We start from the raw sequence: 20,978 nt of genomic DNA, 5'->3' as shown, positions 1-20,978 counted from the left end.
ATTTTTTTCTGGCGATCAATGGGTTGAAACCCCTTGTTGACACTGATACAATCAAATTGAAAACGTTAGTAGTATCTAAATTAAAGGAGGGCGTTTTTGATGGTTCAAGTTGATGAAATGATTAACAATTTAGTAAGTAATGCACATAATGCATTAACTGAATTAGAAGGTTTAGATCAATCACAGGTAGACTCAATTGTAGATGCAATGGTCCAAGCTGGTTTAGATAACAGTGCGGAATTGGCAAAATTGGCTCATGAAGAAACTGGTCGTGGAAATACTCACGACAAGACAATGAAGAACATTTTTGCCAGTGGTCAAATTGGTAACTTCATTAAGAATCATAAGACTGTTGGAATTATCGATGAAGACGATGAAGCAAAGACAGTTACAATTGCAGAACCATTAGGGGTGTTAGCTGGTGTTACTCCAGTTACCAACCCAACTTCAACTACTTTATTTAAGGCAATCATTGCGATGAAGACTAGAAACCCAATCGTATTTAGTTTCCATCCACAAGCTTTGAAGTCCTCAATAAAAGCAGCTGAAATTGTATTAGATGCAGCCGTTAAAGCAGGGGCACCAATTAATTCAATTCAATGGATTAGTGAACCAAGCATTGACGCAACCAATGCCTTGATTCACCACCCTAGTGTTGCAACGATTTTAGCGACTGGTGGACCTTCCATGGTCAAAGCCGCTTACTCAAGTGGTAAACCCGCATTAGGTGTGGGTCCTGGTAACGCACCATTATATGTTGAAAAGTCCGCAGATTTAGATGCAGCAGTTAAAGACATCGTATTATCAAAGACCTTTGATAATGGTATGATTTGTGCCACTGAAAACAGTCTGGTAATCGATTCAGCCATCTATGATGACATGAAGAAACGCCTAAGTGACGCTGGTGTATACTTCATTGCTGAATCAGATCAAGACAAGCTAGCACAGACTATGTTTAACCCTGAAACTGGTGGTGTTAACGGACCAATCGCTGGTCGTTCAGCTAAGCAAATTGCTGACATGGCCGGAATTGAAGTGCCAGAAGGCACCAAGGTATTGGCCGCTGAACTAACTGAAGTTGGTCTTGACCACTTACTTTCTGGTGAAAAGCTTTCACCAGTTGTATCAGTATATAAGGTGGCTGATTCAGACCATGCATACGACACTCTAGAATCAATCCTAAACTATGGTGGATTAGGTCACACTGCCGGAATTAGATCAACTGATTCCGATGTGATTACCAAATTCGGTATCAAGATGAAAGCCTGCCGTATCCTAGTCAATACTCCTTGCTGTCTAGGTGGTGTTGGTAGCATCGTCAACGGATTGGAACCTTCACTAACATTAGGAACTGGTTCATGGGGCTTTAACTCCATTTCACATAACGTTACTGACTTTGATTTACTCAACCTTAAGAAAATTGCTTACCCACGTAAGAATAGTAACTTTGAAGAACTTATTAAAAAGTATATGTAATTAAAAAAGACTAGGCATTTGCCTAGTCTTTTTATTATGCGTGAATTAACAGTTTGATTAAGATTAGTGCCACGATGGTTTGAATTAGACCAACTGAAACGCTGTAGATTGCAAAACGCTTTCCGGCCTTTAGGAACGCCTTTAAGTTTAGACGTAAACCGATAGCTGCTAGCGCAATAATTTCACACCATGAGCTCAATAGGTGAGCGGTGTTACCGATGAAAGCTGGAAGGTGGAAGAAACTATTTAAGATACAAAAGATTAAGAACCATAGAACGTACCATGGTAGGAAATCAATCTTACCTTTTTTCACTTCTGCTTCAACTTCTTTTTCGGCATTAGCTAATGCTTCGTTTTTAGCGTGGATGCGTGCAAACACAGTAACCACAACTACTAGCATGATGATTCGCATAATCTTGAATAGAGTCGCGAATTGGACGGTAGTTTGGTTAACCATTGTTGCACTGGCGATAACTTGTCCAACTGATTGAACGGTACCACCAATCAAAGCACCACGTAGCATGTCAACGTGACCAAATACCATGGTACCAATGACTGGAAGAGCTAGCATCATTACGGTTCCCATTAGGTTTACCAATGTGATACTCATTCCGGCATCTTCGTCAGAAGCGTTAATGACTGGTTTGATGGAAGCAATTGCAGATGATCCACAAACTGCGTTACCACCGGCCATACAAAGGTAAATTCCTTCACCAAAGTGAAGCCACTTACCAATCATGATGGCAGCGATAATGGTGATGGCCATTTGGATGATGATGAATAGTAATCCAGACCAGTGTAATTGAAGAATGGTTTGAAAAGTGATGGTAAGACCAAGTAGCATTACTGAGTATTCCAGTAATCGTTTTTCAGCAAACTTGGTACCAGCACTTAGAACTGGTTGTTTTAAAACGGTGTTACCCAACACGATTCCGATTAGGATTGCGATGGTTGCTCCACCGATGTTTGGAATAATAGCTGTAAGAAATTGACTAATAATTGCAATAATGGCTGCAGCTAGAAATCCAATGGTACGTTTTTTAATCGTATCAATCATATGAATTTCTCCTTTATTTATAATATTTAAATTATATCACGTGTGACAACCCTTCTAAACCGTTGAATTGTTAAGCTTTAGTTAATATGATTTTGATAATATCGACATATCACGTATAATTATAAGTAATAGGAGTGATAATTTATATATGTGGAATATAATTGCGATTCTTTTATTTATTTTTGCAATTTATGAAGTGGTCAAGAGTATTAAAGACCGTGGTGTCGTAAGAGACATCTTGAACAATTATGACAACGTTGTGAAAGTACGTGCCATGATTGAAGAACATAATGATGATAGCGAGATTGTTAACGCTATTAAGGATGAGTTTAATGTTAGATTCTATCCTGCAACTAGAATTTTTATGAGTGTCAAAAAAATGAAGTAAAACAAAAAGCCTAACGTTTAAAACGTTAGGCTTTTTTTATTTTTTATTTGTGCTTTACAACGGCGTTTAAGATTAGACTAGCGATGATCACTAGTACTAGTAATAAAATGAAAGCGTGAAGTGCTCCATTAGCAGTCCCAATAGCTTCGTTACTATTATTTAGTTGACTGATAGTAATGATAGCTGAAACGATGGAAGTGGCAATGGCACCTGAGATTTGTTGAATGGTGTTGAAGACGGCGTTTCCGTCGGTTCTTTGTTCACCATTTAGTTGGCTCAATCCACTTGTCATGATGTTACCAAATGATAATCCCATGCATAGCATGTAGATTACGTAGAAACATAAAACCATGGCATTGCTCAAGTGGGTACCAAAGATGGTGAATAATGCCAAACCAATTAGTCCGAATAACATTCCTAATGCTAGTGGCTTGTAAGCACCAAAACGGTCGTACAAACTACCGGATAGTGGGGCAAAAACTGCACCAATTGCGGCACCAGGTAATACTAGTAAACCGGCAATGAATGCTGATGAATGGTTTACGATTTGTACATAGTTAGGCAAGATGAATGATAGGCCTAATGTGATGAATTGTAGGATGAAGAATCCAACAATGTGACCAGCAAACTTATGGTTTTGAAGAACTGATAGGTCTAAGATGGCGTTCTTGCTTCTAATACAGTGAACGTAAAGAGTAATTAAAGCAATCAATCCAATTATGATTGGAAGAATTACCACTTTACTTAGAATTTTTCCCGCGCCCATGTTTGAGAAACCATATACTAATCCAGTAAAGGTAATCACGATTAGGATTAGGCCGACAAAGTCGAGACTTGTCTTTTCAATTGCACGTTTTTGTTCGATGTTGAATACACCCAAGATTAGAGAAATCACGAGAACTGGCAATAGAATGGCAAAAATGTAACGCCAACCAATTGAAGATACCACGATTCCGCCGAAAGTAGGACCAACGGCAGGGGCAATAGCGGTAATTAGATTACCGACACCCATCATGACACCAATTTTTTCGGCTGGCACTTGATCTAAGATGATGTTAAACATCAATGGTAGTGCGATCCCAGTTCCAAAACCTTGAATCACACGACCGATTAGTAAGAATGTAAATGTTGGGGCGAATAGGTCACACACAACCCCTAGAATAAATAGTAAATTGGCAACGATAAATAATTGCTTGGTTTTAAAATTACGGTTCAATATTGCAGAAAGAGGTACAACGATTGAAACGATTAGTAAATAGATTGTAGTCATCCATTGAACAGTACTGGTTTCGACATGAAAGTCGTGCATCAAAGTCGGAAATGTGATGTTCATTGAAGTTTCAATAACAACACCACTAAAGGACATGATTCCAGCTGCGATGACTGATAGTAATGTCTTTAATGAAATTTTGCTATCCATTATTAATCCCCCATGTTTTTAATGATTTTATCTAAGCTACTCTCTAGGGCAGCGTATTCTTCATCAGACAAGAAACTATGGATTTGTTGTTGCGTTTCAACCATGAACTTTTGAATGTCGTCTTCGTATTGAACAGCTAAATCGGTTAGGATAACCTGCTTTTGACGAGCATCCTTGTTCGATTCAACACGGCGTATTAATCCCTTATCTTCCATACGTTTCAATAGCGTTGAAGCGGTGGAACGACGGATGTTAAATTCGTGTTCGATGTCTTTTTGAAACATTTCTTGATCTTTAAATAGGGTCAAGAAGTCGATTACGGACATCTGCATACTTGTTAAATCGTATTGAATCGCAAACTTATCAAATTGTTTGGTGAGTTGGGTCGATGCAATCTTTAACTGTCTCCCAATATTTTCTGTCATGAATATCACTTCCTAGATTTTGTTAGCATGCTAACAATTATAAAAGGGACAAAATAAAAATGCAAGCAAAAAATGCACAAAAAAAGAACCCCGCATAAGCGAGGTTCTTTTTTACTAGACTTCCAAAATCTTTGATAGGAATGATTTTAGACGATCGTTCTTAGGGTGGTTGAAGATTTCATCTGGAGTACCTTCTTCTTGGATGATACCGTCATCAACGAATACCACACGGTCAGCAACTTCTTTGGCGAAGCCCATTTCGTGGGTAACAACAACCATTGTCATACCTTTTTCTTTAGCTAGCTTCTTCATAACGTTTAAAACGTCACCGACCATTTCAGGGTCAAGGGCAGAAGTAGGTTCATCGAATAGCATGATGTCTGGGTTCATTGCTAAGGCACGAGCGATAGCAACACGTTGTTTTTGACCACCAGATAGTGAACTTACTGAAGCGTCGAATTTGTTTTCCAAACCAACAACTTGTAGTAACTTCTTAGCTTGCTTTACAGCATCTTCTTTTGATAGTTTACCTAATTCAACAGGTGCTAACATGATGTTTTTACCAACTGATAGGTTGTTAAATAGGTTAAAGTGTTGGAACACCATACCAATTTGTTCACGAACCTTGTCGATATCAACGCCTTTTTTGGCGATGTCAGTACCATGAACAACAACTGAACCTGAAGTTGGTTCTTCTAACTTGTTTAAAGTTCTTAATAGAGTTGACTTACCAGAACCAGAAGGGCCGATAATAACAACTACTTCGTTATCTTTAACTTCTAGATCTACACCACGTAAGACATGGTTGTCTGCGTATTGCTTGTGTAAATCAGTTACTTTAATTTTGCTCATATCTTAGCTCTCCTTTTTACCCAGTTTGATAGCCAAGTTAATAGGGTAATTACAATTAGGTAGATAATTGCAACCATTGCCCAAACTTTGAATCCTTCAAGGTTTCTAGCGATGATAATCTTACCAGTTTGAGTAAGTTCTAGAATACCGATAATTGATAGGATTGAAGTATCCTTCAAGGTAATGATGAATTGGTTAATGAATGATGGAACCATTAACTTAACACCTTGAGGTAGGATAACCTTGCTCATTGACTTACCGAATGGTAAACCAAGTGATCGAGCGGCTTCCATTTGACCTTTATCAACTGATTCAATACCACCCTTAACAAAGGCAGCAATGTATGCACCTTCATCTAACATCAACGTGATAACACCGGCTACGAAAGCAGGAATTCTAGTACCAGTTAATGTAGGAATACCAGTGTAGATGAATAATGCTAGAACCAATAGGGGCATACCTCTAAATAAGTAGATAACTGTTGATGATAACCAACGGAAGAACTTGATTGGTAGAACACCAAATAGCCCGAAAATTACACCAAAGATGGTAGCGAAGAAGATTGAAACAATTGTTAGCCATAGGGTTTGTAGGAAACCTTGCCATAGGAAAGTCTTGTTTTGCTTCAAGATACCAAAGAATGAGTGAGTATCTGCTGTGTTCTTCTTAGCGTTTAAGTATCTATCAATGATCTTTTTGTATTCACCGTTTTTCTTTAGGTGAGCTAGACCGGCGTTGAACTTCTTTAGTAGTTCTTGGTTAGTTCCTTTTTTAACACCGAATGCAACTGGAGTACCAGCAGCTGGTTTAGTAACAATTTTTAATTTAGTACCTTGGTTGATACCGTATTTTAATACGGGTTCGTCATCGAAACATGCAGCTGAGTTACCAGTTAACACATCTTCGTAGACGTTACTTGAATCATCAAAAGTACTAATCTTAAATCCGTATTTCTTTTGAATTGATTGTGCGTATTGAGCACCGGTAGTACCAGTCTTAACTGCGACTGTCTTACCACGTAGATCCTTTAGACCTTTAATGTTGTCGGTATTTTGAGATACGGCCATAACAACACCTGAGTTGTAGTAAGGATCTGAGAAATCAAATGAACCTTTACGTTCAGGGGTTACGGACATACCCGCAACCATACCATTTAGTTGTCCTGCTTGAACGGATTGAATTAATCCACTAAAGCTGGAAGCTTTCCAGTTAATTTTGAAATGTTGGTCTTTTGCAATTGCGTTGAATAAATCAATATCGATACCAACATATTTATTGTTGTCGTTTGCAAATTCAAATGGTGGGAATGTAACATCCATACCAATTTGGTAAGTCTTTTCTGCAGCATGTGTCTTAGTAGGTGCTGAGAATAAACCGAATGCAACGACGAATCCAACAGTTAATGCCATTAACCATCGAATTACTGATGAATGTCGCTTCATTAGTAAAACCCCTTTTCAAAGTAGTATTTCTTTTCCACGTTATATTTCATAACATTGTATGTTTTTATCATATCAGAATGGACGGGCGTTGTATATCTGAAAACTCGATTTTTTTAAAAAAGTTAAGTTTTGATGTCACAAAACATAACATATTAATGGATGTATAAATTGAAAGTCAAAACTTTATAAAAATTTTACCTTTGCTCAATCCTTTATGTATCAATGGGTTTCGCGTCCTATGTAAGAAAAAGGTCAAAAAAGGTCAAATTTGGTATTGAATTATGTAATTTAGGTGGTAATATATTCTTTGGATAAGGAAATAAGAGAACAACCAAAAGCCTTATCTAATACATGCCGTGTTTGGCTAATGTATTTTAAAATAAAATATTATATGAAATGTGAGGGATGTACTATGGCAAGAAGTCCATTTGATCCATTTAACGATGATTTTGACAGAATTTTTAACCAATTTTTAGGCGATACAGGTAACTCAAGTGCCCAACGTCGATACATGATTAATGGTCAAGAAGTTACCCCAGAACAATTAGAAGAACTAAGAAGAAGTGGCCAATTACAAGGTGGCCAACCTAATACCCAACAAAAAGCTGCACCTAATAAGGGAGGCATTCTTGAAAAGTTAGGTCGAAACTTAACTCAAGAAGCTAGAGATAATAAGTTAGACCCAGTAATTGGAAGAGACAAGGAAATCCAAGAAACTGCTGAAGTATTATCAAGAAGAATCAAGAATAACCCTGTATTAGTTGGTGACGCCGGTGTCGGAAAGACTGCCGTTGTTGAAGGTTTAGCTCAAGCAATTGTTAAGGGTGACGTACCTGCATCAATTAAGAACAAAGAAGTTATTAGTATTGATATCTCCGGTCTAGAAGCCGGAACTCAATACCGTGGTAGTTTTGAAGAAAACATTCAAAACTTGATTAAGGAAGTCCAAGAAAAGGGTAACGTTATCCTATTCTTCGACGAAATCCACCAAATTCTAGGTGCTGGTAATGCCGGCGACGAAAGTGGTTCTAAGGGATTGGCAGACATTATCAAGCCAGCATTGTCTCGTGGTGAGATTACCGTTATCGGTGCTACTACCCAAGATGAATACAGAAACACAATTCTAAAGGACGCTGCATTGTCACGTCGTTTCAACGAAGTGCAAATTAAGGCGCCAAGTGAAGAAACTACTTTAGAAATCTTGAAGGGTATTCGTCCATTATACGAAGAACACCACAATGTGATTTTACCTGACGAAGTATTGAGGGCTGCAGTAGACTACTCAGTTCAATACATTCCACAAAGAAGTCTACCTGACAAGGCCATTGACCTAGTAGATATGACCGCTGCGCACTTGGCTGCGCAACACCCAGTCTTAGATCAAAAGCAAATCGAAGACGAAATTGAAGCTGAAAAGAAAGCTCAAGAAGATGCTGCAGCTAAGGAAGACTACGAATCAGCATTAAACCACAAGAACAAGATTGAAGAACTACAAAAGCAAATTGACAACAAGAGTGACGAAAAGAAAGTCACTGCTACTGTCAATGATGTTGCAAAGTCAGTTGAAAGATTGACTGGTGTCCCCGTTGCTAAGATGAGCAGCACTGACATCGAAAGATTAAAGACTATGGGTGACCGTCTAAAGGGCAAGGTAATTGGCCAAGACGAAGCCGTTGCAGCAGTCGCTCGTGCTATCCGTAGAAACCGTGCTGGTTTTGACGAAGGTAACCGTCCAATTGGTTCATTCTTATTCGTAGGTCCTACTGGTGTAGGTAAGACTGAACTTGCTAAGCAATTAGCTAAGGACATGTTCGGTAACAAGAACAACATTATCCGTCTAGATATGTCTGAATACTCCGACCCAACTGCTGTTTCCAAGTTGATTGGTGCTTCAGCTGGATACGTTGGATACAATGACAACAACAATACTTTGACTGAAAAGGTTCGTAGAAACCCTTACTCAATCGTATTACTAGATGAAATCGAAAAGGCTAACCCACAAGTGCTAACACTTCTATTACAAGTATTAGACGATGGTCGTTTAACAGACGGTCAAGGAAATGTGGTTAACTTCAAGAACACCGTTGTAATTGCTACTTCAAACGCCGGTTTCGGTAACGAAGCACTTACCGGTGAAGACGACAAGGACAAAAAGTTAATGGATCGTCTAGCTCCATACTTCCGTCCAGAATTCTTAAACAGATTCAACGCAATCGTTGAATTCTCCCACTTAACAAAGGATGACTTGAAAGAAATTATCGACTTAATGTTAGCAGACGTAAATGCTACATTAGCTAAGAAAGACATGGATGTTGTCGTATCAGATGACGTTAAGAATCACTTAATCGAACAAGGATACGACGAAGCCATGGGAGCTCGTCCACTACGTCGTGTAGTTGAACAAGAAATTAGAGACAAGATTACTGACTTCTACCTAGACCATGAAGACATTAAGCACTTAAAGGCTGAAATGGAAGATGGTACTGTCGTAATTAGTGAAAACAAGTAATCTGAATAATAAAAAGAGACCGTTTGGTAGGAACGGCCTCTTTTTTATTTGAATACCCATAATTTACTTAGTATAAAGTTAACTGGAACGGTCACAATTAATGTTAATACTGGGACAATTTGTTCGTTGATGGATGTGTAGACAGACAATAGATATGTTAATAGGACTGTTAAACACCAAGTGAACACGTAGGTAGAATAATATTTAATCGTGGTTTTAGTAACGTTTCCGCCAGTCTTGAATACCCACTTTTTATTGATGGTTAAACCAATTAAAGTAGTCGTCCCATATCCAATTGCCATAGCAATGGTAGGAGATGTAATCCGCCATAAACATGTATAAATTAAATAGGTTAGTACTGTATTAATGAATCCAACGATACCAAATTTGAAAAATTGTTTAATTATATTAATCATTTATCTTCTCCGTGTGAAATCATTTGAACTTATATAGTAGTATATAATTAAAGTAATAATTCATCAAAAAGGAGATTCGCATGCCCTTACAATATTCTTTTGAGATTACACCCAACATTGATAAAGATAATCTGGATGGTTTATTAAAACTACATCCAGAATTCATCTCGATTACCGATAGGAATCACGACATGGGTAACCTGCTACAAAGCATTCAAATTGCCGACTACATCCATGCCAATTCATCTGTTAATGTCGTCATTCATCTGACCGGAATTGATAAGGATGAAAAGAGAGTTCAAGAGATGCTTGATTTGATGCAACAACACGGTATCCACAGTGTACTGGCGTTGCGTGGGGATAAGTTATCGAAAAATGATACGGCGGTGACATTTCCACATGCTGATCGACTAGTTGAATTTATCAAACAACAATATCCACATGTGAATATCTCGGGCACTTGCTACTTAAATAGTAGTGATGAAGAAATGAAATGGTTGAGACAAAAGATTAAAAGGGGATGCACGAATCTTATTTCACAGTTTAGCTTTGACGCGAATGATTACGTTGATTATTTAAACCAAATTGAAATTGATACGCCAATCTGGTTTGGAATTATGCCGGTAATCTCGAAGTCACAGGCACAAAAGATGCTGAATTTAACGCATTCGACCGCACCGGATGAACTAAATACTTTGATGAATCAGAATGAAGATGAGTTTGGCGAAAAAGGTGTTCAATACACCGCGGGGATGATTAATCAAATTAGACAATCTGGTGCTAATCACATTCATTTATATTCATTAAACAATGCGGAAAACACGAAAAAAATCATTGATAAAATTTAGCGCACAAAAAAAGACGCCCTTCGGCGTCTTTTTTTTATACACACATCATCTAAAAGAGAGATTAATACTTAGGTTCCCACTTAGTGTCTTCGATAGCTTGGTCAACATCCTTGATGTCTTCACGTGTAAGACCACGTTTTACGGCGCTATCGGCAACGGCCTTAGCTACAGTAGTTGAGAATTGATCCAACTTAGAAACTGGAGGTAAGACAGCAGCACCTGGTTTGTCAGTGTCGACAATACCACCAAGTGAGTGGGCAGCTGCGGAAATCATTTCGTCATCTAGAACAGTTGCTGTAGCAGCAATTGCACCTAGACCTAGACCTGGGTATACAAGGGCGTTGTTAGCTTGACCGATTTGGTAAGTAGTACCGTTGTATTCAATATCGTTAACTGGGATACCAGTACCGATAAGAGCTTTACCGTCAGTCCATTTTAGTAAGTCTTCAGCCTTAGCTTCAGCCAACTTAGTTGGGTTCGAGATAGGGAAGATAATTGGACGTTCAGTGTGAGCAGCCATTTCCTTAACGATTTCTTCAGTGAAAGTGTTTGGTTGAGTTGAAGTACCAACTAGGATAGTTGGGTGAACTTCTTTAACAACTGCTTCTAGAGTAGTTAGTGAATCTGCGTTATCAAATTCGCTACGGCTTCTAGCAAATGGTTTTTGTTGAGGAGTCAAAGTATCGTCATCATCGAACAATAGACCTTGCTTATCAACTAGGTAGAAGTGCTTCTTAGCTTCTTCTGGGTCCATACCTTGTTGTACGAATTCATCGTATACACGAGAAACGATACCAGTACCGGCTGAACCTGCACCAAATGATACGTAAGTTTGGTCCTTCATTTCTTCACCAGAAATGTTTAAGGCACCTAAGATACCTGCTAGAACGATGATACCAGTACCTTGGATATCATCATTGAATACAGTGTACTTGTCTTTGTATCTGTCTAGAATTTCAGCAGCGTTGCTACGACCGAAGTCTTCGAAATGTAGGTACATTTCTGGGAACATTTCTTCAGCGTCTTCTACGAAAGTATCAACGAACTTGTGGTATTTTTCACCGTAAACACGTTCGTGTCTGTTACCTAAGTACATTGGGTCCTTAAGTAATTCTTCATTGTTAGTACCAGCATCTAGCACAACAGGTAGAACTTGGCTAGGATCGATACCAGCAGCGGCAGTGTAAACCATTAGTTTACCAACAGCGATATCAACACCGTTAGTAGCCCAGTCACCAATACCTAAGATACCTTCAGCATCAGTAACTACGATTAGACGAATGTCTCTGCCTTCAGCAGCATTCTTTAATGAAGTCTTGATTGAATCTAGATCATCATCGATTGATAAGAATGTAGCGTTTTGTGGTTGAACGAATAGTTCACTGTAGTTTTCAATAGTTTCAGCGATTGTTGGATCGTATACGATTGGCATAAATTCAACAACGTGTTGTGAGAATAACTTGTAGAATAGAACACGGTTTTCGTTAAATAGAGTCATTAAGAAAACACGTTTTTCTAAATCTGATGGTTTGCTTTGGAATTGAGCGTAAGCTTGATCCACTTGTTCTTGTAAAGTTTGAACGTATGGCGGAAGCATTCCTTCTAAACCAAGTTCTTTTCTTTCTTCTTTAGTAAATGCAGTACCCTTATTCTTGAAAGGATTGTTTAAAATATCATATCCAAAAGACATAGTACTTACCTCTTTTCATAATTTATATATAGATAATAATACATGGGTATTTTTATAGTCAAAACTTAGTGTTATAATAAATATAATTTATATCTAAAAATAAAACCTTTTTATATCAGCGCTGGGAGGCGTTTTTTATGAACACCAGAGACCTAGAATATTTTATAAGCTTAACAGAATTAAAAGTTTTTTCGAAAGTTGCAGAAGAATTTAAAGTCAGTCAACCTACCATTACTTTTGCTCTGCAACGATTGGAAAAAGAGATGGACGCTAAGTTGATTATTAGACATCGTACCCATGGCGAACTCATTGTAACCGATAGTGGAAAACAATTGTTGAACCACGCTCGCGCAATCATTCGTCATTTTGACGTTGCTAAGCGTAACATCGCCAACTTGAAAGCCAAAAAAGTTTCGATTGGGCTACCACCAATTATTGAAACTAGATACTTTCCTACAATTGCTCAGCATTTGAAGGAAAGAAAATTATTAAACAGTATTATTACCTATGAATATGGTTCAGAAACGACCAAGTCTGCCTTGAAGAACGGGGAATTAGATTTAGCATTGCTAGGTTCTAACAACCCGTTGGAAGATCCAGACATTGAGACAGAAGAAATCGAAAGAATTCCATTCTGTGCGTATGTTTCAAAGGACCATCCACTAGCCAATGAGGGAAAGATTCACTTTGCGGACCTAGCCAAGGAAGACTTTGTACTATTCAAACAAGGTTTTACCCAAAACGAATCATTTAACCAATTGGCGAAGAGAAATTCATTTCATCCAAACGTAATTTTCAGATCAAATGAAACCAACAATATCATGAGTCTAATTTCCAACAACGTTGGTGTTGGATTCTTTAACTCATTGGTTCAAGTGCCAGATGGAGTAGTTAAATTGGAATTCTTAGATGAAGATATGCCAATGTTTGTTACCAACTTGGTTTATCTAAAGTCCCATTACTTCAATGATTTCCAAAAGGAAGTTCTAGATGTAATTCGAGATTCACTTAAAAGATAAATAAAAAACCTAAGCTTAAGCTTAGGTTTTTTATTAAGCGATTTCTACACAAAAAATAATTGTGAGTAAAATTTCGATGTTTGCAGTAGAGAAAAATAAAAAAGCCAGTTTTTTCTGATCTTTATATATTTTGGGATGAATATCGCTTTTTTTCAAAAATATCATATATAAACATTCGCCTATAATTGCGGATATCAATAATAATAACAATATTGCAATAGTTTCATTATTGTTCATCATCATATTGAATAATGATGATACCATTAGTCCTAAAACAAATCCTGAAAGCACAAAAGAACGTTTACTAAATTTCTTTTTTATCTTTGCTTCTTCGGAACAGGTATTGTATTTATTTTCAAGTTGCTTAATAGTCTTTTTTTGTTTTAAGCCTTTAATTGCTATGAAAATATCTAGAATATAAATTAAAATAAAAAGAATAATTTTTCAGCCCCTATTCTAATAAGTAATTATGCGGTAATTGTTATTCTAACATAATTTATCGTTATAAAACAGACCGGATAGCCAGTGTGATAAGCTTTTGGAGTGCTTAGAAGTACTAGTTTCATTTACTCACAATGTATCAAAAGGAAGAATAAAGTAAGAATTTTTACTTAATTGGATTTGTATCCAATTCCAGTAATTAGCCAAACTTTTGGAAATGCGTCCATTTTGAACAAATAATCTACCAACATTTATCACAAGATTTAGCTATAGAGGGCATTGATGACAATATTTAGTAAGTTAGATAATGGATTCTAGAAAACCAAATTGTATAAAAACAAAAACACCTACTTCAAAGGAAAGTAGGTGTTTTTATATACGTGTGATAAAAGGGGTAAAAAAAATTCCAAAACGCGTAAATACTCCAATAAAATTTTAAATTTATCATAGCAAACTTAAGCTTATAAAGGCTGTTTTCACAATCTTTTTAACCTAAAATACTTAATGAATTTTAGATAAAAGGAGTGAATATTATGAACAAAGAAGTAAAAGCAAAAAAGATCTTACATAAGGTCAAAAAGAATTGGGTCGTAATCGGTATGACCTCAGTTGCTTTATTAGGTACCGGATTCGTGGTATCTCAAACTTCAAACGTACTACCAACTGGAATCGTTGCGCATGCGGATGAATCTACCCAAGCAAGTGCTGCACCATCATCAGCAAGCACAACCAGTTCAGCTGCGGATAACAACAATAGTTCATCTGCTTTACAAAGCAATGGCTCAAGCCAATCAAGCAGTGCAAGCCAAACTACAAACAATAATTCAGATAAATCAGGTGACTATACAGCACCACAAAGTGCCGTAAGTGCCACTATTAGTAACTTGGGTTCACAAACTACCAACATTAAGAAGAACTCATCAATCAACTATGCGATTGCATTGAACAACAATGATAATCTAGGACGAGTAATTCCTAAGGGAACTCAAATTAAGATTAATGTGAATACCCCAGAACAAACTAGTTTGAAGGGTGTATTCTCATACTCAGTATATTCAAAGTATTCAAGTCAAAATAACTTTGATGACAGCATCTCCGGCAACACCATCACATTAACTACTAAGAAGGATTTCTACCCAGGAACAGTTAACATGAACCTTTCATTAGTTGTCGATGGACCTAAGTACAACTGGAATGGAGATACTGAAGAACATGAAACTAACCCAGATCCAGTGAACGTAAACATTACTTCATCACTACAATTACCTGGTGAAAGCGATCAAAACGTTACTGTTGAAGGTGGCCAACTATCAATCATTCCAAACACTAAGAAGGAAGACGATGACGTTATCTACAACAGTGCTGAAACTCCTGGATACGTTCAACCATATCTTTCCAAGGATTATCCAGATGATGTAGCTGACTATCCAAAGAGCAATACGAAGAGTAACTATGTTACTACTGACAATAACAACGTAGCTCACTACGCACCTGCGTACACTAATGCAGAAGGTAAACCATACTTCGTAGCAACTGGTGAATTCAACAAGGGTAATATTTCTGGTTACTCTGGTGCTAGAATTTCATTTACCGATGGAAATAGTTTTGATCTAAAGAATCTAAAACTATACGCATCAAAAGATGGTAAGACTTTCGAAGATGTTTCTGACAAACCAGGGGTATCATTTGGTGTTGACGGTAATGGTGCTGTTTACGCAGACTTTTCTAAGTCAGCATACAACAAGGACTTCGTGGACTTTGTAGCATACAGACCATACACTGATCTATCATCAAAATACTTCATTAGAGGTTACGGTAGTTACTACAAGGAAGGTACTTCCGAAGAACTAAGTTTACCAATCGGTGACTTGAACTACCAAATCGTTCCTGTAACTGATGACTACGGTAGTTCATGGGTAGTTGCTCCAAACCAAACTGCCTACACTCAACCAGATGGAACTTATGTATATAAAGCAGAAAACCTAAAAGATGGTGTTAACGTCTACAAGACTGTTGATGGTCAACCAGCCGGATACGAAAAACTAGATAACGCTACTGTTGATATTACCAATGACGGTAATGTTAGCGAAGGTGGCACTATCAAGGTTGCTCAACAATCATCACAACAACTTCATTTAACTTACACATCTGCTGATTCACACAGTGCTCAAGCAACACTTACTGTGATTAATCCATACGTTTCAGTACCTGACCAAAAGGTTACTAGAACCGCAACAGTTAACTACGTTGATTCAATAACTGGCAAGGTTCTAAAGACCGACACTGGTTCATCAGTGTTCAAGGCTACCGGTGTTAAGGATACTAGAGACAACCTAATCACATGGGGTAACTGGTCGAACGTAAGCGGTGATGGTACTTATAACTTCACCGTTCCTACTATTGATGGCTACGTCCCAGAAGATAGCAGCAACGTTTCCGGAACATTAGCTCCATTAGGTAACGATGTAACTAGAACTGTTTTAATGGATCCAACTGAACAAGTAACAAGCACTAACACAGTGCCAGTTATTGCTATTCCAAGAGATAAAACTAAGACGATTACTACAACTGGAAAAGTCGGAACATCTACTGAATCAGCTCCAATTGATGGATACCAAGAAACTAAGAATGTGACATTTACTAGAACTGGTACTAAGAACCAAAAGACTGGTAATGTCACATGGGGTAATTTCACTCCAGATAGTCAAACCGTTTCCTTTACAGCTCCAAATATTCCAGGCTATTACCTAATTAGTAAAAGTCAAAAAGACCATAAAGTATCAGCTCCATTAAGTGATGGACCAAGAGTAATTTATTTATCATTCTTATACAAGCCAATGTCAGATGTAACCAGAACCACTAAGGGTAACGTTACAATTAACTACATCGACGAAGAAACTAAGCAAGCAATTCATGATCCTTACAGTAAAGACCTTGAATTCACCCAAGCTGGCAAGAAGAATGACCAAACTGGTGAAACTGTTTGGGATGACAAAGGATACACACCAGCTTCGCAATCATACTCAGTAGACAGTCCAAAGATTGATGGATATGAACTAGTAAACCCATCTCAATCAACTGTTTCTGGAACAATTTCTGGTGGTGACGATGGTATTGTAGATACTGTCGCATACAAGAAGATTGAAACTCCAAGCTCAAGTGCTTCCGATATCTCAGCAGCTTCAAGTGAAGCATCACAAAGCAGCAGTGCTGCAAGTTCATCTGCCGATAGTAGCAGTGCGGAAAGCTCAGCTTCAAGCCATGTAGTTGTACCAAACTCATCAACTCCAAGTCATGGTAACAACAATGGTAAGCCAGCTGCTGATAAGCATGAAGCTTCAACACCAACTGTTGAAAACCACAAGAACAATGGTGGAACACTTTCAGTAGAAAACAAGGCAACTAATACTTCTGCTAACAAAGAAGCAAACCGTTTACTTCAAACTGGTGATCAAACACATGAAAATATACTTGTTGCTATTGGTGCGGCATTAATCGCAATGGCACTAGGACTAGTATTCTTCGGATCAAGAAGAAGACGCAAGTAATAACAAAAAGACTCCGCTAGCCGGGGCCTTTTTTATTGTCTTAATAACATTTAAACCAATAAAAAAAGCACTCAATAATGAGTGCTTTTTTGTATCTATTATGAAGATTAGTTGTTCTTAGTAGTGATGTCTGAACCGAAGTACTTCATTGAAAGTTTCTTCATAGTACCATCTTTACGTAGTTCAGCTAGTGCTTGGTTAATCTTCTTAGTTAGAGCTTTTGAGTTCTTGTTTAACATGATTGAAGTTTCAGCTGGAGCTTGTAGCTTAGTTGGAACATCAATTTCTTTTAGACCCTTAGTTGAGTTGTGCTTTGCAAAGTACTTCCATGCAGGAACTGAGTTAACAGTACCATCAGCACGACCTTGTTGAATTAATTGGTAACCAGTTGAGTTGTCAGGAGTTGATGAAACGTTAGCACCAAACTTCTTAGCAACAACGGCGTTATCAGTACCAGCACCGTCAACAATGTTCATACCCTTGATGTCATTGATGCTCATCATCTTGCTGTCACTCTTAGTGATTAATGTGTAGTATGAGTAAGCGTATGGGTCAGAGAATGAGTATAGCTTTTCTCTTTGTGGAGTAACAGTCATGTTGTTCATAACAGCATCGTATCTGTTGCTACCTAGACCAGCAATTAAACTGTCCCACTTAGTTTCAACAAAATTAGCTTTTAGACCTAACTTCTTAGCAACATCCTTAGCTAAATCAACTTCGAAACCTTGTAGCTTACCATCTTTTCTGTATGAGTAAGGTGCGTAAGTACCTTCTAGACCGATGGTTAACTTACCACTGCTAGTTACTTCTGACTTGTAGTTCTTTGAGCTTGAGCTGTTACCACATGAAGCTAAGATAGCACCAGTACCGAATACGGCTAAAGTAACTGCTAGAGACTTGAATAATTTGTTAAATTTCATGATATTGAATCTCCTTAAATGTTTTGTAGGGTCATTGCTGCAAGAAAATCTTTGATTCTTTGATCATCTGATTCAAAGAAGTCCTTTGTGTCACCATCGAAACCAACTTTACCATCTTCAATGAAGACAATCTTGTCGGCAACGCGTTGAGCAAAAGTAAGATTATGGGTAACAATAACTAATGATTGTTTTTCTTTGGCTAAATCTAATAACACTTTTAGAACTTCTAGTTCAATTTCAGGATCCAAGGCGCTGGTTGGTTCATCCAATAGGATGTATTCGGGATGCATTGCTAACGATCTAGCAATCGCAACACGTTGAGCTTGTCCACCTGATAGTTGACTTGGGTATGAGTCGGCTTTGTCTAGCATTCCAACTTTATCCAAAAGTTTTTCGGCAACTTCCTTGGCTTCTTCTTTACTCTTGTTTAGAACTTGTACTTGTCCTTCCATAACGTTTTTTAGAACTGTTAGGTGAGGGAATAGGTTAAAACTTTGGAATACCATACTAGTCTTTCTACGAATGTTTAGAATGGTTTTTGAACTTAATTTCTTTGAGAAATCAATCTTTTCATCATTGAATTCGTATTCACCAGTTTCTGGTGTTTCCAAAAGGTTTAAAGATCTAAGTAGAGTTGATTTACCAGAACCAGAAGGTCCGACAATCACTGAGGTCTTGTTCTTAGGAAATTGAAGGGAGATATTATCTAATGCATGTTGTTTGCCAAATGTTTTAGATACGTTTTTTAAATTAATCATTAACGTACTCCTTTCTAGTTGCTTACAGAATAACGAGAAACTCGTTTTTCTAGGTAACTTTGTAAGATTGTAAGAACACTACAGATGACTGCATAGATTGCAGCTACCAGAATGTACATAATTAATGGTTGATAGTTTTCAGCCGCAATTTGTTGACTGACTTCAAACATTTCAACGATAGTAATTGAAGCAGCTAGTGAAGTATCCTTAACCAAACCAATAAACTCATTGGATAAAGGTGGTAGTGACACACGACTAGCTTGTGGCAAGATAATTCTCCATAATACCTTGCGTTTGGTCATGCCTAGTGAGTAGGCAGCTTCCCATTGACCATCTGGAATTGATAGGATGGCACCACGAATGGTTTCTGAAGCGTAAGCACCAGTGTTCAATGAGAAAGTAATAATACCAGCAACAACTGGTGTTAATCTGATCCCATCTGGTAGAATTCCAGCGATTCTTAGGTATGGAAGGCCAAAGAATACGATGAATAATTGAACCAATAGTGGTGTACTTCTGAATAGCCATACGTAGAAGTAAAAGAATGCTTTTACAATATTGAATAGGCCACCACGATGTGAGATTTTAACTAAAGCAGTTATTACGGCGATAGTTAAACCAATGATAAATGATACGATTGCAATTGGAATCGTGTAAGCAATACATGCCGAGACCAATTGAGGAGTCGCATCACGAATGATATCCCATGCGCTCATATCTCTTCTCCTTTGTTTTTTACAATAATTATGGAAATACGTAATTTAATCCAACCACCATTTTACACTATTTACATTTAGTTACAAATAATTAGTACACAAATTAATCTAAAATAGGTATGTTTTATAAAAAATTAAAAAAACATACCTATATAATGACTATTTTTGTGGGATTGGTGTGATTAGTTTGTTGTTTGGTAGGATAATTCCAGCATTCTTGATTGCTTCAAGATATAATTGTAGGAACTTGAATTGCACGTTGAACTTTTCGGTGTCGGTACATGGAATCCATTCCTTTACGGCAATTGTTCCGTCACCTAAATCGACTGTTCCTAATAATTGAGGTTCGTCGATAATTCCTTGGGTGTTTGGAATGTTCTTAGCGTTAACGTCTTTAACGATATCAATGATTTGTTGGATTGGACTGTCAGGATTAACACGAATGTTAATTTCAGCCTTAAGACGATCCTTGGACATGTTACAGATATTGGTGATGTATCTGTTAGGGACAAAGTTAAGTGAGTCATCGACACCACGAATTTGAGTTGAACGAAGACCGATTTCAGATACTGTACCTGTGATGGTGTCTAATACGACGAAGTCACCGACATCGATTTGGTGTTCGAATAGAATGAAGAAACCAGTGATGATGTCGTTTGCTAGTCCTTGGGCACCCAAACCTAAAGCAACGGTTACAAGACCGGCACCGGCTAGAAGTGAACCAACTGGAATGCCGATGATGCTTAGAATTGAGTATAACCAGAAGAAGATTAAGATGTAATTGTACGTGTTGGCAGAAATTGATTTCAAAGTACCTTCACGTTTGGGACTAATCTTCTTTTGTTTTTGGAGGTATCTGCCGAATAGGCGGTTGATGATAATTTGACCAATTAACTTAATAATAAGGAAGAAAATAGAAATTAAAAGAATATCAATCACGGCAAAAGTTAGATTATGAAGCATATCGCTCCACTTAAAACTATCTACATATTGCTTTAGAATACTTGGATTTTTTGCAGCTAAACTAAACATAATAATGACTTCCTTTCGTAT

Annotated in this window: 17 protein-coding genes; 6 read left to right on the top strand and 11 right to left on the bottom strand. The window is 37.6% G+C overall.

Annotation, left to right across the window (positions count from 1 at the left end; translation table 11 throughout):
* Positions 1-99: 99 nt before the first annotated feature.
* On the top strand, positions 100-1,476 hold the full coding sequence (locus JUD45_RS01360) for an aldehyde dehydrogenase family protein (protein ID WP_203619507.1): 1,377 nt from the start codon (positions 100-102) through the stop codon (positions 1,474-1,476).
* 34 nt (positions 1,477-1,510) lie between these two features.
* Here JUD45_RS01360 and JUD45_RS01355 read toward each other — a convergent pair whose 3' ends face one another.
* Positions 1,511-2,533, bottom strand: coding sequence for a YeiH family protein (locus JUD45_RS01355; protein ID WP_053792187.1), 1,023 nt, complete (start codon positions 2,531-2,533; stop codon positions 1,511-1,513).
* Between the two features lie 148 nt (positions 2,534-2,681).
* Here JUD45_RS01355 and JUD45_RS01350 point away from each other — a divergent pair, with 148 nt between their 5' ends.
* Positions 2,682-2,921, top strand: coding sequence for a hypothetical protein (locus JUD45_RS01350; RefSeq protein ID WP_034532307.1), 240 nt, complete (start codon positions 2,682-2,684; stop codon positions 2,919-2,921).
* A gap of 43 nt (positions 2,922-2,964) precedes the next feature.
* Here the strand turns inward: JUD45_RS01350 and JUD45_RS01345 are convergent, their stop codons facing one another.
* The 4 genes from JUD45_RS01345 to JUD45_RS01330 form a co-directional block, all read right to left on the bottom strand.
* Positions 2,965-4,341, bottom strand: coding sequence for a DHA2 family efflux MFS transporter permease subunit (locus tag JUD45_RS01345; RefSeq protein WP_203619506.1), 1,377 nt, complete (start codon positions 4,339-4,341; stop codon positions 2,965-2,967).
* A 2-nt stretch (positions 4,342-4,343) separates the two neighbouring features.
* On the bottom strand, positions 4,344-4,766 hold the full coding sequence (locus JUD45_RS01340) for a MarR family winged helix-turn-helix transcriptional regulator (protein WP_203619505.1): 423 nt from the start codon (positions 4,764-4,766) through the stop codon (positions 4,344-4,346).
* Positions 4,767-4,880: 114 nt separating this feature from the next.
* Positions 4,881-5,618, bottom strand: coding sequence for an amino acid ABC transporter ATP-binding protein (locus JUD45_RS01335; protein ID WP_053792184.1), 738 nt, complete (start codon positions 5,616-5,618; stop codon positions 4,881-4,883).
* Positions 5,615-7,060, bottom strand: a complete 1,446-nt coding sequence (locus tag JUD45_RS01330; protein ID WP_203619504.1) for an amino acid ABC transporter substrate-binding protein/permease — start codon at positions 7,058-7,060, stop codon at positions 5,615-5,617. Before JUD45_RS01330 ends, JUD45_RS01335 begins: the two co-directional genes overlap by 4 nt.
* 412 nt (positions 7,061-7,472) lie before the next feature.
* Here JUD45_RS01330 and JUD45_RS01325 point away from each other — a divergent pair, with 412 nt between their 5' ends.
* Entirely contained in the window at positions 7,473-9,569 is a 2,097-nt protein-coding gene (locus tag JUD45_RS01325; RefSeq protein WP_203619503.1) for an AAA family ATPase, read from the top strand.
* Positions 9,570-9,613: 44 nt separating this feature from the next.
* On the opposite strand, the gene JUD45_RS01320 is transcribed toward JUD45_RS01325, so the two are convergent.
* On the bottom strand, positions 9,614-9,985 hold the full coding sequence (locus JUD45_RS01320; RefSeq protein WP_203619502.1) for a GtrA family protein: 372 nt from the start codon (positions 9,983-9,985) through the stop codon (positions 9,614-9,616).
* Between the two features lie 80 nt (positions 9,986-10,065).
* Between JUD45_RS01320 and JUD45_RS01315 the strand changes: the two genes are divergently transcribed.
* Positions 10,066-10,833, top strand: coding sequence for a methylenetetrahydrofolate reductase (locus JUD45_RS01315; protein WP_203619501.1), 768 nt, complete (start codon positions 10,066-10,068; stop codon positions 10,831-10,833).
* Positions 10,834-10,894: 61 nt separating this feature from the next.
* Here the strand turns inward: JUD45_RS01315 and JUD45_RS01310 are convergent, their stop codons facing one another.
* Positions 10,895-12,523: a malolactic enzyme gene (locus JUD45_RS01310; RefSeq protein WP_054605938.1), complete on the bottom strand. Its 1,629-nt coding sequence runs from the start codon at positions 12,521-12,523 to the stop codon at positions 10,895-10,897.
* A 137-nt stretch (positions 12,524-12,660) separates the two neighbouring features.
* Here JUD45_RS01310 and JUD45_RS01305 point away from each other — a divergent pair, with 137 nt between their 5' ends.
* Entirely contained in the window at positions 12,661-13,542 is an 882-nt protein-coding gene (locus JUD45_RS01305) for a LysR substrate-binding domain-containing protein (RefSeq protein ID WP_053793090.1), read from the top strand.
* A 974-nt stretch (positions 13,543-14,516) separates the two neighbouring features.
* A complete protein-coding gene (locus JUD45_RS01300) occupies positions 14,517-17,531 on the top strand; it encodes a mucin-binding protein (RefSeq protein ID WP_203619500.1) in 3,015 nt (1,004 codons plus the stop codon).
* A 107-nt stretch (positions 17,532-17,638) separates the two neighbouring features.
* Here the strand turns inward: JUD45_RS01300 and JUD45_RS01295 are convergent, their stop codons facing one another.
* The 4 genes from JUD45_RS01295 to JUD45_RS01280 all read right to left on the bottom strand — a co-directional run bounded on the left by JUD45_RS01295 (position 17,639) and on the right by JUD45_RS01280 (position 20,957).
* The gene (locus tag JUD45_RS01295) at positions 17,639-18,451 is read right to left on the bottom strand and encodes a transporter substrate-binding domain-containing protein (RefSeq protein ID WP_138727199.1); all 813 of its coding nucleotides are present in this window, start codon (positions 18,449-18,451) and stop codon (positions 17,639-17,641) included.
* Positions 18,452-18,465: 14 nt separating this feature from the next.
* Positions 18,466-19,209, bottom strand: coding sequence for an amino acid ABC transporter ATP-binding protein (locus JUD45_RS01290; protein ID WP_054483939.1), 744 nt, complete (start codon positions 19,207-19,209; stop codon positions 18,466-18,468).
* Positions 19,210-19,223: 14 nt separating this feature from the next.
* Positions 19,224-19,925 carry an amino acid ABC transporter permease gene (locus tag JUD45_RS01285; protein ID WP_034531334.1) on the bottom strand — a complete coding sequence of 234 codons (702 nt, stop codon included), beginning with the start codon at positions 19,923-19,925 and terminating at the stop codon, positions 19,224-19,226.
* A 159-nt stretch (positions 19,926-20,084) separates the two neighbouring features.
* Positions 20,085-20,957, bottom strand: coding sequence for a mechanosensitive ion channel family protein (locus JUD45_RS01280; RefSeq protein WP_138727198.1), 873 nt, complete (start codon positions 20,955-20,957; stop codon positions 20,085-20,087).
* Positions 20,958-20,978 lie beyond the last annotated feature (21 nt).

The sequence above is a fragment of the Apilactobacillus nanyangensis genome (genome assembly GCF_016861915.1).
Taxonomy (GTDB): domain Bacteria; phylum Bacillota; class Bacilli; order Lactobacillales; family Lactobacillaceae; genus Apilactobacillus; species Apilactobacillus nanyangensis.
The sequence above is the reverse complement of the archived record's forward strand: the minus strand, read 5'-3'. Positions and strand labels throughout refer to the sequence as shown.